We start from the raw sequence: 15,321 nt of genomic DNA on the forward strand, positions 1-15,321 counted from the left end.
GTCGATTGGGCGAAGCCTGGTACGTCCTGTTCCAGCGCCGTTGGTGCCCGGCGCCGGCAATTCAGCGGATAACGCGAAGCGCGCTGCCGGGCTCAGGCCTCATTGGCGTGCTCCAGGTACCAACTGGCGGCGCCGATGACGCCGAGTTGTTCGTTCTCGATCAGCCGCACCGGCACGCGCTCCAGCACCGGGCGCATCGCGCCCTTGTTGAGCAGGCGTTCGCGGAAGCTGCTGGCGTCGAGGAAATCCTTGAGCTGCGGCAGGATGCCGCCGGCGATGAACACCGCCTTGGCGCCGCTGATCACGGCCAGGTCGCCGATCACGCTGCCCAGCAGCGCGCAGAAGGTCAGCACCGCCTCGCGCGCGAGCGCGTCGCCGCGGCGCGCGGCCTCGGTGATCGCGGCCGGCGCGCGCAGGCTGGGATCGACGCCGTCGATCGCGCACAGCGCGTCGTACAGGTTGACCAGGCCGGGGCCGGACACCAGGTGTTCGGTGGATACATGCGCGCCGCGCTGCTGCATCCAGCGCAGGATTTCGATTTCGCGCGCGCTGCCCGGCGCGAAGGCGGTGTGGCCGGATTCGGTCGGCAGGATCACGGTGGCACCGCGGAACGGAATCCGCACCGCCGCGCCCAGGCCGGTGCCCGGGCCGATCACCAGCACCGGCCCCGGCGCGGAATCGCTGACGCCCGGGGTGAGCAGGGTCGAGTCGCCGGGCGCCATGCACTGGGCGGCATGCGCGGCGGCCTGGAAGTCGTTGATGAACTGCACTTCGCGCAGGCCGAGCTCGCGGCGCAGCTCGGACAGCGAAATCCGCCACGGCAGATTGGAATTGATCACCGCGTCGTCCAGGACCACGCCCGCGCAGGCGATCGCGACCCGGTCGGCGCCGGCGCCGGCGCCCGCACCGGCCAGGAAATCGGCCAGGATCGCGGACAGGCTGGGGTAATCGGCGCACACGTACTTGCGGTGCGCCAGCACGGCCACCGCGGACTCGCCCGCGGCGCCGGCCCGGACCAGGCCGACCCGGGTGTGGGTGCCGCCGACGTCGGCGGCGATGAACGGAGACACGGCCGGGGCCAGTTTGCTGGCAGCGCTCATGCGGCCCGCACCGGCCGTGCCGAGACGGTGTTTTGACCGCCCGCCCTTTCGGCGCGCCAAGACTGCGCCGCGCGGGGCGAAAACGCCGTCCGCTTCGAATCCCACTGCATCGCTTCCTCCGTTGATCCCGGCCAGCCCCCGGCTGGCGGGGCCGAGATTGCCCACGATCTGACAACGTTGTCAACTTGCGGTCACGCGGCCCTAACGAATGCCCGAAAAGTACAGGATGCCGGGGCTTTCCCTGCTGCGGCGCAACATAGCGGAGCGCCCCCGCCAGCCCCGCCCAGACTAGGTTTGCGCTGCCTTCTGGCTTGTCGGACAAAGTTGTGACACCGTTGAGCCAACGGATGTCGTGCAGGTCAAATACGACATGGCCGTAACGCCGCGGGGCGCTCCCCGCGTTCCTGGAGGGGAGTCCTGATCACATGTCCACGCCCAATACCGGCGGCCCGCCGCAGCGCTATCTCGGCTCGATCGCGATCGTCGGCGCGCTGTTCTTCGTCTTCGGCTTCGTCACCTGGCTCAACGGCCCGCTGATCTCGTTCGCGCAGCTGGCGTTCGACGTGAGCGAATCGCTCGCGTTCCTCATTCCGAGCGCCTTCTACATCTCGTACTTCTGTCTTGCCCTGCCCTCGTCTTCGATTCTCAAGAAGACCGGCATGAAGAAGGGCATGGCCCTGGGCCTGTTCCTGATGGCCGTCGGTGCGGCCGTATTCGCGCACTACACGACTCAGCGCATCTACCCCGGCGCAGTGACGGGCGTGTTCGTGATCGGCGCGGGTCTGGCGATTCTGCAGACCGCGGTCAATCCCTACATCAGCATTCTGGGACCGATCGAAGGCGCGGCCCAGCGCATCGCGATCATGGGCATCTGCAACAAGCTCGCCGGTTGGGCGGCGCCCTACGTCATCGGCACGCTCGTCATGCATGGCATGGGCGACGTGGCCAGCCAGGTCGCAGGCGCCGACGCCGCGACGAAGGCGGCAGTCCTCAACGAGTTCGCCGCGCGCATCCATACCCCTTACATGATCATAGCGGGGCTGCTCGCCCTCTTCGCGGTGGGCATCCTGTTCTCGCCATTGCCGGAAATTCAGGCCGAAGAAGTCAACGCCGAGGGCTCGGAGGCCATGTCCGGCGCCAAGCCGATCGGACTGCTCCAGTTTCCTCATGTTTGGTTGGGCGCCCTGTGCATCTTCGTATACGTGGGCGCCGAGGTGATGGCCGGCGATGCGATCGGCACCTACGGCCGTGCCTTCGGGCTGCCGCTGGACGAAACCAAGCTGTTCACTGGCTATACCCTGGGGGCGATGCTGGCCGGCTACATCGTCGGGCTCATCCTGATTCCGCGATTCGTCTCTCAGGAACGCTATCTCGGCCTTTCTGCGATCCTGGGCGTGGCGCTCACCATCGGCGCCTATTTGACCCAGGGCATCGTCTCGGTAGGCTTCGTCGCCGCGCTGGGCTTCGCCAACGCCATGATGTGGCCGGCGATCTTCCCGCTCGCGATCCAGGGCTTGGGACGACTCACCGAGAAGGGCTCGGCATTGCTGATCATGGGTATCGCAGGCGGCGCGGTCATTCCGCAACTGTTCGTGCATCTGAAGCAGCACTACGACTTCCAGGCCGTGTTCGCGCTGCTGATGATCCCCTGCTACCTCTACATCCTGTACTTCGCCCTGCGCGGCCACCGCGCCGGCCTGCGCCGCGCGGCGGCGGTCGGCACGCCCTCGGCACAACGCGCGTGACCTGGACGCGGCGGGCCGGCACATCCGGTCCGCCGCGAACGCCGATACCATGGGCGCCCGATACCGGCGCCAGGTCACTCAGGACTCATGCAGCAAGCGGATACGAGCTCGGCCGCGACACCCGCGGGCGACACGCAGTACACCAAGGACTGGTTCCAGTCCCATGTGCGCAACTGGGAGCGCTGGCTGGACGGTTTCCGCGACCGCCCGGGGCTGCGCTTTCTCGAGATCGGCAGCTTCGAAGGCCGCTCCACGGTGTGGCTGCTGCAGAACGTCCTGACCCAGCCCGACAGCCGCATCGACTGCATCGACCTGTTCCGCCCCGATCCGCTGCAGGGCGACTACCACCAGCGCTTCCGCGCCAACGTCGCTCCATGGAAGCAGCGGGTCGCCGAATTCAAGGGACCCAGCGCCGAGCAGCTGGGCCGCGTGACCGGCCCCTACGACCTGGTCTACGTCGACGGCTGGCATACCGCGTTCGGCGCGCTCGCCGACGGCGTGATGTCCTGGCCGCTGCTCAAGGTCGGCGGGCTGATGATCTTCGACGACTACCTGTGGATGCCGCCGGCCTACTACGAGGCCAGCAAGCCTAACAAGCTGGTGCGCGAGTTCTGGCGCGCGCTGGGCAAGCGCTGGCAGGACCGGGCGATCGCGCGGATCGCCGCGCAGACGCCCAAACTGGGCATCGACGCCCTGCTGCGCACGCTGGAAGGCCAGTACGAACTGGTCGAGCGCGGCTATCAGCTGGCGATCCGCAAGACCCGCGGCTTCGACGACGTGACGCTGGAACTGGACACCTGAACCCGGCCGCGCGCCTGTGCCGAAGCCGGCGGCCCGCGGGCGCCGCTTGCGTCGCGTCGGCGCCCGAGTAGGCTAGGCGACACGCCTGCGCGTTGCGAACGCCATGGCGGCTCCGATCGACTACCCCGAGGCAGCGGTGCGCCGACCCACGATCAAAGACGTCGCCGAACGCGCGCAGGTCTCGCTGAAAACCGTCTCGCGCGTCATCAACGACGAGCCCAGCGTGCACGCCCGCACCCGTGCGCGGGTCAACCAGGCCATCGCCGAACTCGACTACCGCCCCGACCCGTCGGCGCGCAGCCTGCGCAGCGCGCAGCCGTATGCGATCGGCGTGGTCTACGACAATCCGAACCCGTACTACATCATCAGCGTGCAGAACGGCGTGCTCGCCGCCTGCCGCGAAACCGGCTACGGCCTGCAGATCCATCCCTGCGATTCCTCCTCGCCCTTGCTGGCCGCCGACCTGATCGACCTGGTCCAGGGCGCGCGCCTGGCCGGCCTGGTGCTGGCGCCGCCGATGTCCGAGCGCATGGAACTGGTCAGCGAACTGGTCGCGCACGGCATCCGCCTGGTGCGCATCGTCTCGGCCGCCGAGGACCCGCAGGACGGCGCACCCTGCGTCTGGGTCGACGACCGCGACGCCGCCTACGACATCACCGAGCACCTGATCCAGCTCGGCCACCAGCGCATCGGCTTCCTGTGGGGTGGGAAATCGCACCGCTCCAGCTGGGAACGCTACAAGGGCTACGCGCAGGCCCTGGCCGACTACGGCATCGGCGAAGACGAGGACCTGGTGCTGCCGGGCGACTATTCCTTCGACGACGGCTTCCGCGGCGCGCGCCGCTTGTTCGCCCTGCCCAACCGGCCGACCGCGATCTTCGGCAGCAACGACGAGATCGCCGCCGGCGTGCTCGCGGCGGCGAAGTCCAGCGGCATGCACGTGCCCTACGACCTGTCGATCGCCGGCTTCGAGGACAGCCCGTTCTCCAAGCAGTCCTGGCCGACCCTGACCACCGCGCGCCAGGCCACCGAGGAGATCGCGCGCCACGCGGCCTACCGCCTGATCGCCGACCTGCGCCGCGAGACCGACCAGCCCTTGCAGATGCCGGGCAACGAGGGCTTCAGCCCGATCCTGGTGGTGCGCGGCTCGACCGCCCCGCCGCGGCCGGAGCGCGGCTGAGGCGCGACGCGAATCGCCGCGCGCTTGGCTTTGGCGTTCGCCTCCCGGTCCGCCGCGCGGTCCGCCTTGGGGTAGGAGCGGCGTAAGCCGCGACCACGTCGCAGCCGAAAGTTTCGCGGTCGCGGCTCACGCCGCTCCTACAGGAAGCGCCGCATCGCCGGGCCGGGCCGGGCCGAATCAGCGCAAGGCTAGCGCGCTTCGCCTTGGCATCCACCTTGCGGTTCGCGCTTTGGGGTAGGAGCGGCGTAAGCCGCGACCACGTCGCAGCCGAAGGTTTCGCGATCGCGGCTTACGCCGCTCCCACAGGAAGCGCCCGTGTCGCTGCGCCGCGGCGCGCGCCGAACCAGCGCACGGCAAGCCCGCTTCGCTTTGGCGCCCGCCTTGCGGTTCGCGCTTTAGGGTAGGAGCGGCGTAAGCCGCGACCGCGTCGCGGCCGAAGGTTTCGCGGTCGCGGCTTACGCCGCTCCTACAGGAAGCAGCGGTGTCGCCGCGCGAATCAGCGCAGGGCACGCGCTTCAGTCGGCGGTCGTGCGCTGTCAGCCGCGCAGCTTCGCCGCCGCGCGCGCCAGGGCTTCGATCTGCGCCCAATCGCCGGCCTTCACGGCGGCGGCCGGACATACCCAGGAACCGCCGACGCAGGGCACGTTGGCCAAGGCCAGGTAGTGCGGGGCGTTGTCGGGTCCGATGCCGCCGGTGGCGCAGAAGCGCAGCTCCGGCAGCGGGCCGCCGATGCCGCGCAACGCGCTCACGCCGCCGATCGATTCGGCCGGGAAGAACTTGAGGTAGCGGTAGCCGTGGTCGGCCAGGGTCATCGCTTCCGACGCGGTCGCCGCGCCGGGCAGCCAGGGCAGGTCGGTGGAGGCCGCTGCGGAGATCAGGGCCGCGCTCGCGCCCGGCGACACCGCGAAGGTCGCGCCGGCCTTCTGCGCCGCGGCGAAGTCGGCCGGCCGCCGCACGCTGCCGACGCCGACCGAGGCGCCCTCGACTTCGTTGGCGATCGCGCGCACCGCGTCCAGCGCGACCGGCGTGCGCAAGGTCACCTCGATCGCAGGCAAGCCGCCGGCGACCAGCGCGCGCGCCAGCGGCACCGCGTGGTCGAGTTCGTCGATCACCAGCACCGGCACCACCGCCGCCAGCGCCAGCACGGCGGCGATGCGTTCCTGCAGATCGTGGATCGAATTCATCGCTGGCTCCGTGAAAATCAGAAAATCATTGCGGGGTGCAGCTGCTACTGAGTACGGCTGTTGCTGAGTGCAGCTTTCGCGAAGTGCGGCCATCGCGGATGCCGCCGTCGCGCGGACCGCGTCGGGGCTACGGCAACACGCGACACGCTCGCTTGCCGCTCAGGCTAGCCGCCATCGCCGTCCGCGCTCAAGCGCGCGCGGCGACTTCGTCGATGTGCTTGAGCAGGTCGGCCGGGTCCTCGTAGACACGGAACGCACCGGCGCGCTCGAGTTCCTCCTGGCCGTAACCGCCGGAGAGCAGGCCCACGCCCAAAGCGCGCGCACGCCGCGCGGCCAGCAGATCCCAGATGCTGTCGCCGACCACGATCGAATGCTCGATGTCCGCGCCGAGCTTGTCGGCCGCGGCCAGGAACAGATCGGGGTCGGGCTTGGCGTGACGGACCATGTCGCGGGTGATCACCGGCACTTTGTCCGGATCCACGCCGAGCGCGAGCAGATTGTGGCGCGCCGTCTCCATGCGCCCGCTGGTCGCGATCGACCACGGAATATCGTTGTCGCTGAGGTAGGCCAGCAGCTCGATCGAACCCGGCAGCGGCCGGATCTGCGCAGCCTGCGCGGCGTAGGCCTGTGCGTGCAGACGGTGCAGGCGCTCGACCCGCTCCGGGGTGATGTCGATACCGGTCTCGCGCAGCAGGATGTTGGTGAACAGCCCGCCGCTCATGCCGATCTTGCGGTGGATGCGCCACACCGACAGCGGGATGCCGTCGGCGTCCAGCGCCTGCTTCCAGGCCAGCACGTGCTGATAGACGCTGTCGACCAGGGTGCCATCGAGGTCGAACAGGAAAGCGGTGCGGACGGGGGCAGGCATGTTGCGCTCCAGGTGCGGCGGTCAGGTGCGGCGGTACGGGTGAAAGGTGATTCTATGGTCGCCCAGCTTCAGTTGCGTCGGGTTCTCTGCCGTCATTCCCGCGAAGGGAATGACGGCCGCAAGCGCGAGCGAACGCGAGTCGCGGTATCGACGATCAAAGCGGCGTCGGCGCGAACACGCCTGCGCCCCGATCGGCCGGCGCGGCATAGTCGCGGAAGGCGGCGAACAGTTCGCGGCCCAAGCCGACGTGGTGGGTGGACAGGTCGACCACCGCGTCGGCGCGCTGGGTCCAGTCGTCGTCGGTCCGCAGGCTCAAGGTGCCGGCGACCGCATCCACGCGGATCACGTCGCCGTCGCGCAGTTTCGCCAGCGGCCCGCCGCAGGCGGCTTCCGGGGTGACGTGGATCGCGGCGGGCACCTGGCCCGACGCGCCGGACATGCGGCCGTCGGTGACCAAGGCGACGCGGTGGCCGCGCTTCTGCAGCACGGTGAGGGTGGGCGTGAGCTGGTGCAGTTCCGGCATGCCGTTGGCGCGCGGGCCCTGGAAGCGCACCACCGCGACCACGTCGCGGTCGAGTTCGCCGCGCTCGAAGGCCTGCTTGACCTCGTGCTGCTCGGCGAACACGCGGCACGGCGCTTCGACAACCCAGCGGTCCTCGGGCACTGCCGAAACCTTGATCGCGGCGGTGCCGAGTTCGCCGACCAGCACGCGCAGGCCGCCGTCGGCGCGAAACGGCTCGGCGACCGGACGCACTACGGAGGGGTCGCCGCTGCGTCCGGTCGCCGGCACGTAGGCGATGCGCCCATCGCCTTCGAGCCTCGCTTCGACGCGGTAACGGTCCAGGCCGGGGCCGGCCACCGTTTCCACATCGCCATGCAGCAAACCAGCGTCGAGCAGCTCGCCTATCAGGAACGCCAGACCGCCAGCGGCGTGAAAGTGGTTCACGTCGGCGCTGCCGTTCGGGTACACGCGCGCCAGCAGCGGGATCGCCGAGGACAGCGCATCGAAATCCTCCAGCCGCAGTTCGATGCCGGCCGCGGCCGCGATCGCGATCAGGTGCAGCAGGTGATTGGTCGAGCCGCCGGTGGCATGCAGGCCGATCACGCCGTTGACGATGGCGCGCTCGTCGACGATGCGGCCGATCGGGCGGTAGTCCTCGCCCAGCGCGGTGATCTGCGCCGCGCGCCGCGCGGCCTGCGCGGTCAGCGCGTCGCGCAGCGGGGTGTTGGGATGGACGAAGCTGGAGCCGGGCAGGTGCAGGCCCATCAGTTCCATCAGCATCTGGTTGGAGTTGGCGGTGCCGTAGAAAGTGCATGTGCCCGGGCCGTGGTAGCTGCGCGCCTCGGCTTCCAGCAGTTCGTCGCGGGTCGCCTCGCCGGTGGCGTAGCGCTGGCGCACGCGCGACTTCTCGTCGTTGGGCAGGCCCGAGGTCATCGGCCCGGCCGGCACGAAGATGCCCGGCAGGTGGCCGAAGTGCAGCGCGCCGATCAGCAGGCCCGGCACGATCTTGTCGCACACGCCCAGGTACAGCGCGGCGTCGAACATGTCGTGCGACAGCGCGATCGCGGTCGACATCGCGATCACGTCGCGCGAGAACAGCGACAGCTCCATGCCTTCGCGGCCCTGGGTGACGCCGTCGCACATCGCCGGCACGCCGCCGGCGACCTGTGCGGTCGCGCCGGCTTCGCGCGCGGCGGCCTTGAGCAATTCGGGGAAACGCTCCAGCGGCTGGTGCGCCGAGAGCATGTCGTTGTACGAGTTCACGATGCCCAGGTTGGGCGCATGGCCCGAACGCAGCGCTTGCTTGTCGCCGCTGGCGCAGGCGGCGAAACCGTGGGCGAGGTTGCCGCAGGACAGGCGCCGGCGCTGCGGTCCGCTGCCCTGGGCGGCGTCGATGCGCGCCAGGTAGGCGGCGCGGCGGGCGCGGCTGCGTTCGACGATGGCTTGGGTGACTTGCGCGACTACGGGGTGCAATGAGGTATTCACGGGGACTCGTTGGCTGCTAGGCGCTGGCGATGGAGGTCCGGATCGGTGCGCCGGCCGGCATAGGGCGACAGCGCGCCGCGGGCGGGAGGGGACGAATCCGCGGCGACGCTGTCTGTGGGGTCCGCAGCGATCACGGACTCCAGTACAGGGTCGGCGGCGAGGGCGCGCCCGCCAGCACCGAACGGATCGGCAACGCGCAACGCGGATCGCGCTGCGCGACGTCGAGCACGGCGCGCTTCTTCGCGCCCTCGATATGCAGGTATAGCGCCGGCGCGGTGAAGATCGCGCTCAGGGTCAGGCTCATGCGCGGCTCGGGCATGGCCGCGGTGCGCACCGCGATCACCGGCGCGCGGCCGCGCGGCTGCAGACCGATCTCGCGCAGCGCCGGGTTGTCGCTGCCCAGGTCGGGAAACAGCGAGGCGACATGGCCGTCGTCGCCCATGCCCAACACCGCCACGTCCAGCGGCAGGCCTTCGTTGGCGATCTTGGTCAGCACCGGCATCAGCGCCGCTTCCGGGGTTTCGGTCGGGCGGTACATCGGCAGCAGGCGTGCGGCGGCGGCGTTGTGCTGCAGCAAGTAGTCGCGCAACAGCTTCTCGTTGGAACGCGGATGCTCGGGCGGCAGCCAGCGCTCATCGATGGGCAGCACGGTCACCCGCGCCCAATCCAGGGTCTGGGTCGCCAGGGCTGCGAAGAAGCGCTTGGGCGTGTTGCCGCCGGACAGCGCAATGCAGGCCTCGCCGTGGCGCGCGAGCGCGCCGCGCAGGTCGGCCGCGACTTGCTTGGCCAGGGCCTGCGCCAGTTGTTCGGCATCGTCGAACGAGCGCTCGTGCAAAGGCAGCGGCAGCGGTTCGATCACGGTCAAGCGCTCAGCCTGCATCTTCATGCCAGGTCCTCCCGTCGCGTTCGATCAGGGCGACTGCGGCGCTGGGGCCCCAGCTGCCGGCGGTGTAGGGACGCGCCGCCTCGGCGCCCGCGGCCCAGGCGGCGCGGATCGGATCGATCCACTTCCAGGCCGCGTCGACTTCGTCGCGGCGCATGAACAGCATCGGGTTGCCGCGCACCACGTCCATCAGCAGGCGTTCGTAGGCGTCGGCCTGACGGCCGCCGAAGGCCGCGGCGAAGCTCATGTCCAAGGGCACGTGGCGCAGGCGCAGGCCGCCGGGGCCGGGCACCTTGTTCATCAGCCACAGCTTCACGCCCTCGTCGGGCTGCAGACGCAGCACCAGTTTGTTCGGCGCCAGGCGGCTGGACGGGTCCTGCTCGGTCAACTCTTCGAAGATCGAATGCGGCACCTGGCGGAAGGTCACCACGATCTCCGATACGCGCTCGGCCAGACGCTTGCCGGTGCGCAGGTAGAACGGCACCCCGGCCCAGCGCCAGTTCTTCACTTCGGCCTTGAGCGCGACGAAGGTTTCGGTATGCGACTGCGCACCCAGTTCCTGCGCATAGCCCGGCACCGCGCGGCCGTCGACCGCGCCGGCCTTGTACTGGCCGCGCACGGTGTACTGGGCGGCATTGCCGTTCTCGATCGGGCGCAGCGCGCGCAGCACCTTGAGTTTCTCGTCGCGGATCGCGTCGGCGGCCAGCGAAGACGGCGGCTCCATCGCGACCAGGCACAGCAGCTGCAGCAGATGGTTCTGGACCATGTCGCGCAGCGCGCCGGATTTGTCGTAATACGGTGCGCGCGATTCCACGCCGACCGTTTCGGCCACCGTGATCTGGACGTGGTCGATGTGCTCGGCCTTCCACAGCGGTTCGAACAGGGCATTGCCGAAGCGCAGCGCGGTCAGGTTCTGCACCGTCTCCTTGCCCAGGTAATGGTCGATGCGGAAGATCTGGGTTTCGGCGAATACCCGGCCGAGCGCGTCGTTGATGGCGTCGGCGCTGACGCCGTCCTTGCCCAGCGGCTTCTCCACCACCACCCGCGTCTTCGGCCCGACCAGGCCGTGCGACTGCAGGCGGTCGCCGACGATGCCGAACAGGTCCGGCCCGACCGCGAGGTAGAACACCCGCACCCGCTCGTCGCCGGCGAACTCGGCCGCGAACTCCGGCCAGGCCGCGTCCGAGCTCAGGTCCAGGCGCCGGTACAGCAGCAGCGACAGGAAACCGTCGATCGCGTCGGACTCGCGCGCATCGAGATTGGCGAACTTGGCCAGGGCCTCGCGAACCCGGCCGCGGTAGTCGTCGTCGCTCTGGCTGTCGCGCGCGATCGCGACGATCCGGGTGCCGGCGACGATCTGGCCGTCGGCGTAACGGTGGAACAGCGCCGGCAGCAACTTGCGCAGAGCCAGGTCGCCGGTGCCGCCGAAGATCACCAGGTCGAACGGGGCCAGCGGCGCGGAATGCGGCGCCTGGGACGGGGACGGCACGGAATACACGCTCATGGACGGGCTCGGACTGGTATGGGCAAAACCATACCAGGAAAGATACCAGTGAGATACCAGTTACGCAAATACACGCGAAATCAACCGTTTATATGGCTGCGCCGTACCTCAGTTGTCGCTAGTGGTCTGAAACTGGTATCTTTTAGGCATGGAGCCCTACCTCGTCAGCGAGTTCCGCCGTCAGGCCCAGGCGCGTCGCGCGCCGGCCTACCAGCACCTGCGCCGGACCCTGCAGCACGCGATCGAGAACGGCGAGCTCACCGCCGGCCAGGCCCTGCCCGGCGAACGCGAACTGGGCAAGCTGCTGGACCTGTCGCGGGTCACCGTGCGCAAAGCCATCGCCGGCCTGGTCGCCGACGGCCTGCTGGTGCAGCGTCAGGGCGCCGGCACCTTCGTCGCCGAGCGCATCGTCAAATCCTTCTCGCGCCTGACCAGCTTCACCGACGACCTGCGCGCGCGCGGGCTGGACCCGCGCTCGACCTTCCTGGAACGCGGCGTCGGCGAAGTCACGCCCGAGGAGGCGATGGCGCTGAACCTGTCGCCGGGCGCGTCGGTGATCCGCTACTACCGCCTGCGCACCGCCGACGGCGTGGCCCTGGCGCTGGAGCGCACCGTGGTGCCGCTGGCGGTGCTGCCGGACCCGGCCCTGGTCGAAAACTCGCTCTACGAAGCCTTCGCCAAGCTCGGCATCCGCCCCGCGCGCGCGCTGCAGCGGCTGCGCGCGATCGCTTTCGACGCCGAACAAGCGCGCCTGATGGGCCTGCCCGAAGGCGCGCCGGGGTTGTTCATCGAGCGCCGCACCTTCCTCGACGACGGCCGCGTCGTCGAGTTCACCCGATCCTTCTATCGCGGCGATGCCTACGACTTCGTCGCCGAACTGCAGAGCGAAACCACGCCGTGAGCACACAGACCCTGCTGGAACCGACGAGCACGCGCATGTACGCCGAGGCGCAGGAAGCCGGCGACGCGGTCGCGCGCCAGTTCGCCGCCAATGCCGATGCCGTCGACGACCTAACCGAACATCTGCGCAACCGGCCGCCGCGCTTTATCGTCACCTGCGCGCGCGGCAGCTCCGACCACGCCGCGACCTACGGCAAGTACCTGTTCGAAACCCAGCTGGGCTTGGTGACCGCCTCAGCTTCGCCGTCGGTGGGCTCGGTCTACGCGATCCGGCCCCAGCTTCAGGACGCGCTGTTCGTGACGATCTCGCAGTCGGGCAAGAGCCCGGACCTGATCCGCAACGCCGAGATCGCCAAGGCCGCCGGCGCGCACGTGGTCGCCCTGGTCAACGTGCTCGACTCGCCGCTGGCCAAGACCGCCGACACCGTGCTCGGCCTGCACGCCGGCCCGGAAACCAGCGTCGCGGCGACCAAGAGCTACCTGTGCTCGCTGGCCGCGCTGCTGCAGCTGACCGCGCGCTGGAGCAACGACGCCGCGCTGTTCAACGCCGTGCATTCCTTGCCCGACGCGCTGCGCCAGGCCTTCGCGCAGGACTGGTCGGCGCTGGTCGAAGGCCTGGTCGATGCGCGCAACCTGTTCGTGGTCGGACGCGGACTGGGTCTGGGCGCGGCTCAGGAAGCCGCGCTCAAGTTCAAGGAAACCTGCGGCCTGCACGCCGAGGCCTTCAGCAGCGCCGAGGTCAAGCACGGGCCGATGGCGATCGTCGGCCCGGGTTTCCCGGTGCTGGCCTTCGCCCAGGACGACGGCACCGGCGACGGCACGGTCGCGGTGGCCGAGGAATTCCGTGCGCGCGGCGCGCCGGTGTGGCTGGCCGCGCCGGGCCGCACCGGACCGGGCACCCTGCCGATGCCGGCCTCGCTGCATCCGGCGATGACGCCGCTGCTGACCGTGGCCAGTTTCTACAAGGCCGTGAATGCGCTGTCGGTGGCGCGCGGCCACAATCCGGATCTGCCGCCGCACCTGAACAAGGTCACCGAGACGGTCTGATGTCCGCGTCCGCCACCACCGCCGCCACCGCCTTCGTCAACGGCCGCGTGCTCAGCGAGCGCGGTTTCGAATCCGACCTGTGCGTGATCGTCGAAGACGGCCACATCGTCGCCGTGGTCCCGGGCGTCGCGCCGGCCGGCGCGCAGGTGGTCGATCTGCAGGGCCGTTACCTGGTCCCCGGCTTCATCGACACCCAGGTCAACGGCGGCGGCGACGTGTTGTTCAACGACGTACCCACGGTCGAGGGCTTGCGCCGGATCGCCGAAGCGCATCGCAGGTTCGGCACCACGGGCATGATGCCGACCCTGATCAGCGACGACGTCGCGGTGATGCTGCGCGCGATCGAGGCGGTGCGTGCAGCGATCGCGCAAGGCGTACCCGGCATCCTGGGCATCCATCTCGAAGGCCCCTACCTGGCCAGCGCCCGCAAGGGCGTGCACAACCCCGACAAGTTTCACACCCCGGACGCGGACGAACTCGACCGCATCGCATCGCTGGGCGTCGGCAAGACCATGCTCACCCTGGCGCCGGAACGCTTCGACAATGCGACCCTGCAGGCCCTGGCCGCACGCGGCGTGCTGGTCTGCGCCGGCCACACCGCCGCCGACTACCCGCGTTTGCGCGAGGCCTTCGCCCACGGCGTGCGCGGCGTGACCCACCTGTTCAACGCGATGACGCCGATGGGCAGCCGCGAACCCGGCGGCGTCGGCGCGGCGATCGAGGACCCGGACAGCTGGTGCGGCGTGATCGTCGACGGCGAGCACGTGCACGACGCCTCGCTGCGCATCGCCATCGCCGCCAAGCCGCGCGGCAAGATCATGCTGGTCACCGACGCGATGCCGCCGGTCGGCGGCGAACGCGAAGACTTCGTGCTCTACGGTCAGACCATGACCTGCCGCGACGGCAAGTGCAGCACCGCCGAAGGCACCCTGGCCGGTTCGGCGCTGGACATGGCCGGCGCGGTGCGCAACACCGTGCGGCGCCTGGGCCTGCCGTTGGACGAAGCCTGCCGTATGGCGTCGACCTACCCGGCCGAGTTCCTGGGGCTGGGGCACGAACTGGGCCGGATCGCACCGGGCTATCGCGCCGACCTGGTGGTGCTGGACGAGGCGCTGCAGGTCGCCGGCACCTGGATCGGCGGCAAGCCTTGACGCCTTTGTAGGGTGTGGTGAGCAAAGCGAACCGCACCATCGCGCTGCGCCGCTGCCCGTCGCCCCCTCCAAAGCACGTCCGCGCAATCTCAAGCACTCCGCGAACCCGAATACGATGCGGTTCGCTGCGCTCAGCGCATCCTACGGCGACTGGGTAGTTTTCCGGCACCAGGAACCAGACCCGCGCGCGTACGCGATCGCCGGTCTCCACATGCGGCACATCGAGAAACTCGTGGGTAGCGGAGGTGCAGATATCCGCGGTGATGGCGTACAGCGGCCGATAGCCTGAAAAGACCCGCTTGACCTGGCCGGCCCGGGTGAGCGCGGTCAGTTCGAACAGCACCGTGGCGTGAGCGGGAACAAGCGGACGGCTCATGCGCTCGGCCGCTGCGCGGCCGTACTTTCGACGGGAGCCAATTCCGAAGCCTTCACGTCCGCCAGCCAGCGGGCGCGTCCACCGTCGGCTACGCCTTCAACGATGAACATCGGCTCGTGCGCCGGCAGTATCGGGTAAACGTGAACGACCACGCCGATGTCGCCCATCGCCGGCGGACGGCCGTCGCCGAAGCTTCCGTCCACGCGCTCGACAGGAATCGGGGCGACAATGCGAACCAGGGCGTGCTCCGCAATCCTCATGGCAGCGCACTCATGCCCGCTCTCCCGATCTCGCCGTCAATCGCGCGATCGCCGAGATCCCCGCCTCCATGCGCAGGCGTGCCGACGGATTTGCCGAGTGCACCGCGATCGCTGGCGGGTGGAAACCGCCCAGCGCCACCGCTTCCTCGATCCAGGCGATCACGTCGTAGCCGGTGCCGCGGGCGTCGTCGCCGAGATCGTGATCCAGACTGAGTTCGGTCACTGTGCCCTGGCGCAGCAGGGCGATCGCCTCGTCGGGCCAATAGACCCGTACCCAGCCGTCGGGGGTGGTCCGTTCGTCGTCGAGATATACGCGCATGGCCGCGACCTTAGCC

General features: G+C 69.6%; 14 protein-coding genes. 6 read left to right on the forward strand and 8 right to left on the reverse strand.

Annotation, left to right across the window (positions count from 1 at the left end):
* Positions 1 to 92 precede the first annotated feature (92 nt).
* A complete protein-coding gene (locus tag ASD78_RS10900) occupies positions 93 to 1,100 on the reverse strand; it encodes a glucokinase (RefSeq protein WP_055905330.1) in 1,008 nt (335 codons plus the stop codon).
* A gap of 425 nt (positions 1,101 to 1,525) precedes the next feature.
* On the opposite strand from ASD78_RS10900, the gene ASD78_RS10905 reads away from it, so the two are divergent.
* The 3 genes from ASD78_RS10905 to ASD78_RS10915 all read left to right on the forward strand — a co-directional run bounded on the left by ASD78_RS10905 (position 1,526) and on the right by ASD78_RS10915 (position 4,826).
* Positions 1,526 to 2,845: a sugar MFS transporter gene (locus tag ASD78_RS10905; protein ID WP_056101261.1), complete on the forward strand. Its 1,320-nt coding sequence runs from the start codon at positions 1,526 to 1,528 to the stop codon at positions 2,843 to 2,845.
* An 87-nt stretch (positions 2,846 to 2,932) separates the two neighbouring features.
* Complete coding sequence (locus ASD78_RS10910) at positions 2,933 to 3,646, forward strand: class I SAM-dependent methyltransferase (protein WP_056101264.1); 714 nt, start codon at positions 2,933 to 2,935, stop codon at positions 3,644 to 3,646.
* Positions 3,647 to 3,782: 136 nt separating this feature from the next.
* On the forward strand, positions 3,783 to 4,826 hold the full coding sequence (locus tag ASD78_RS10915; RefSeq protein ID WP_055905803.1) for a LacI family DNA-binding transcriptional regulator: 1,044 nt from the start codon (positions 3,783 to 3,785) through the stop codon (positions 4,824 to 4,826).
* Between the two features lie 536 nt (positions 4,827 to 5,362).
* On the opposite strand, the gene eda is transcribed toward ASD78_RS10915, so the two are convergent.
* The 5 genes from eda to zwf all read right to left on the reverse strand — a co-directional run bounded on the left by eda (position 5,363) and on the right by zwf (position 11,252).
* Positions 5,363 to 6,010 carry a bifunctional 4-hydroxy-2-oxoglutarate aldolase/2-dehydro-3-deoxy-phosphogluconate aldolase gene (gene eda / locus ASD78_RS10920; RefSeq protein ID WP_056101267.1) on the reverse strand — a complete coding sequence of 216 codons (648 nt, stop codon included), beginning with the start codon at positions 6,008 to 6,010 and terminating at the stop codon, positions 5,363 to 5,365.
* Between the two features lie 187 nt (positions 6,011 to 6,197).
* Positions 6,198 to 6,878, reverse strand: a complete 681-nt coding sequence (locus ASD78_RS10925; protein WP_055905341.1) for an HAD family hydrolase — start codon at positions 6,876 to 6,878, stop codon at positions 6,198 to 6,200.
* A gap of 154 nt (positions 6,879 to 7,032) precedes the next feature.
* Positions 7,033 to 8,865, reverse strand: coding sequence for a phosphogluconate dehydratase (edd, locus tag ASD78_RS10930; protein ID WP_056101269.1), 1,833 nt, complete (start codon positions 8,863 to 8,865; stop codon positions 7,033 to 7,035).
* A gap of 130 nt (positions 8,866 to 8,995) precedes the next feature.
* Positions 8,996 to 9,751, reverse strand: a complete 756-nt coding sequence (pgl, locus tag ASD78_RS10935; protein WP_056101272.1) for a 6-phosphogluconolactonase — start codon at positions 9,749 to 9,751, stop codon at positions 8,996 to 8,998.
* Positions 9,735 to 11,252 carry a glucose-6-phosphate dehydrogenase gene (gene zwf / locus ASD78_RS10940; RefSeq protein ID WP_055905350.1) on the reverse strand — a complete coding sequence of 506 codons (1,518 nt, stop codon included), beginning with the start codon at positions 11,250 to 11,252 and terminating at the stop codon, positions 9,735 to 9,737. The genes pgl and zwf overlap by 17 nt, the downstream gene beginning before the upstream one ends.
* 148 nt (positions 11,253 to 11,400) lie before the next feature.
* Between zwf and ASD78_RS10945 the strand changes: the two genes are divergently transcribed.
* The 3 genes from ASD78_RS10945 to nagA are packed head-to-tail and all read left to right on the forward strand — an operon-like array spanning position 11,401 to position 14,350.
* Entirely contained in the window at positions 11,401 to 12,153 is a 753-nt protein-coding gene (locus tag ASD78_RS10945; RefSeq protein ID WP_055905353.1) for a GntR family transcriptional regulator, read from the forward strand.
* A 35-nt stretch (positions 12,154 to 12,188) separates the two neighbouring features.
* Positions 12,189 to 13,199: an SIS domain-containing protein gene (locus ASD78_RS10950; RefSeq protein WP_055905806.1), complete on the forward strand. Its 1,011-nt coding sequence runs from the start codon at positions 12,189 to 12,191 to the stop codon at positions 13,197 to 13,199.
* On the forward strand, positions 13,199 to 14,350 hold the full coding sequence (gene nagA / locus ASD78_RS10955; protein WP_056101275.1) for an N-acetylglucosamine-6-phosphate deacetylase: 1,152 nt from the start codon (positions 13,199 to 13,201) through the stop codon (positions 14,348 to 14,350). The genes ASD78_RS10950 and nagA overlap by 1 nt, the downstream gene beginning before the upstream one ends.
* Before the next feature lie 372 nt (positions 14,351 to 14,722).
* Here nagA and ASD78_RS10960 read toward each other — a convergent pair whose 3' ends face one another.
* Together ASD78_RS10960 and ASD78_RS10965 are read right to left on the reverse strand one after the other, a co-directional pair.
* Positions 14,723 to 14,986 carry a hypothetical protein gene (locus tag ASD78_RS10960; protein WP_056101279.1) on the reverse strand — a complete coding sequence of 88 codons (264 nt, stop codon included), beginning with the start codon at positions 14,984 to 14,986 and terminating at the stop codon, positions 14,723 to 14,725.
* 10 nt (positions 14,987 to 14,996) lie between these two features.
* Positions 14,997 to 15,305 carry a cyclic-phosphate processing receiver domain-containing protein gene (locus ASD78_RS10965; protein WP_056101282.1) on the reverse strand — a complete coding sequence of 103 codons (309 nt, stop codon included), beginning with the start codon at positions 15,303 to 15,305 and terminating at the stop codon, positions 14,997 to 14,999.
* Between the last annotated feature and the right edge of the window lie 16 nt (positions 15,306 to 15,321).

The organism is Lysobacter sp. Root667 (assembly GCF_001427715.1).
GTDB lineage: Bacteria > Pseudomonadota > Gammaproteobacteria > Xanthomonadales > Xanthomonadaceae > Lysobacter.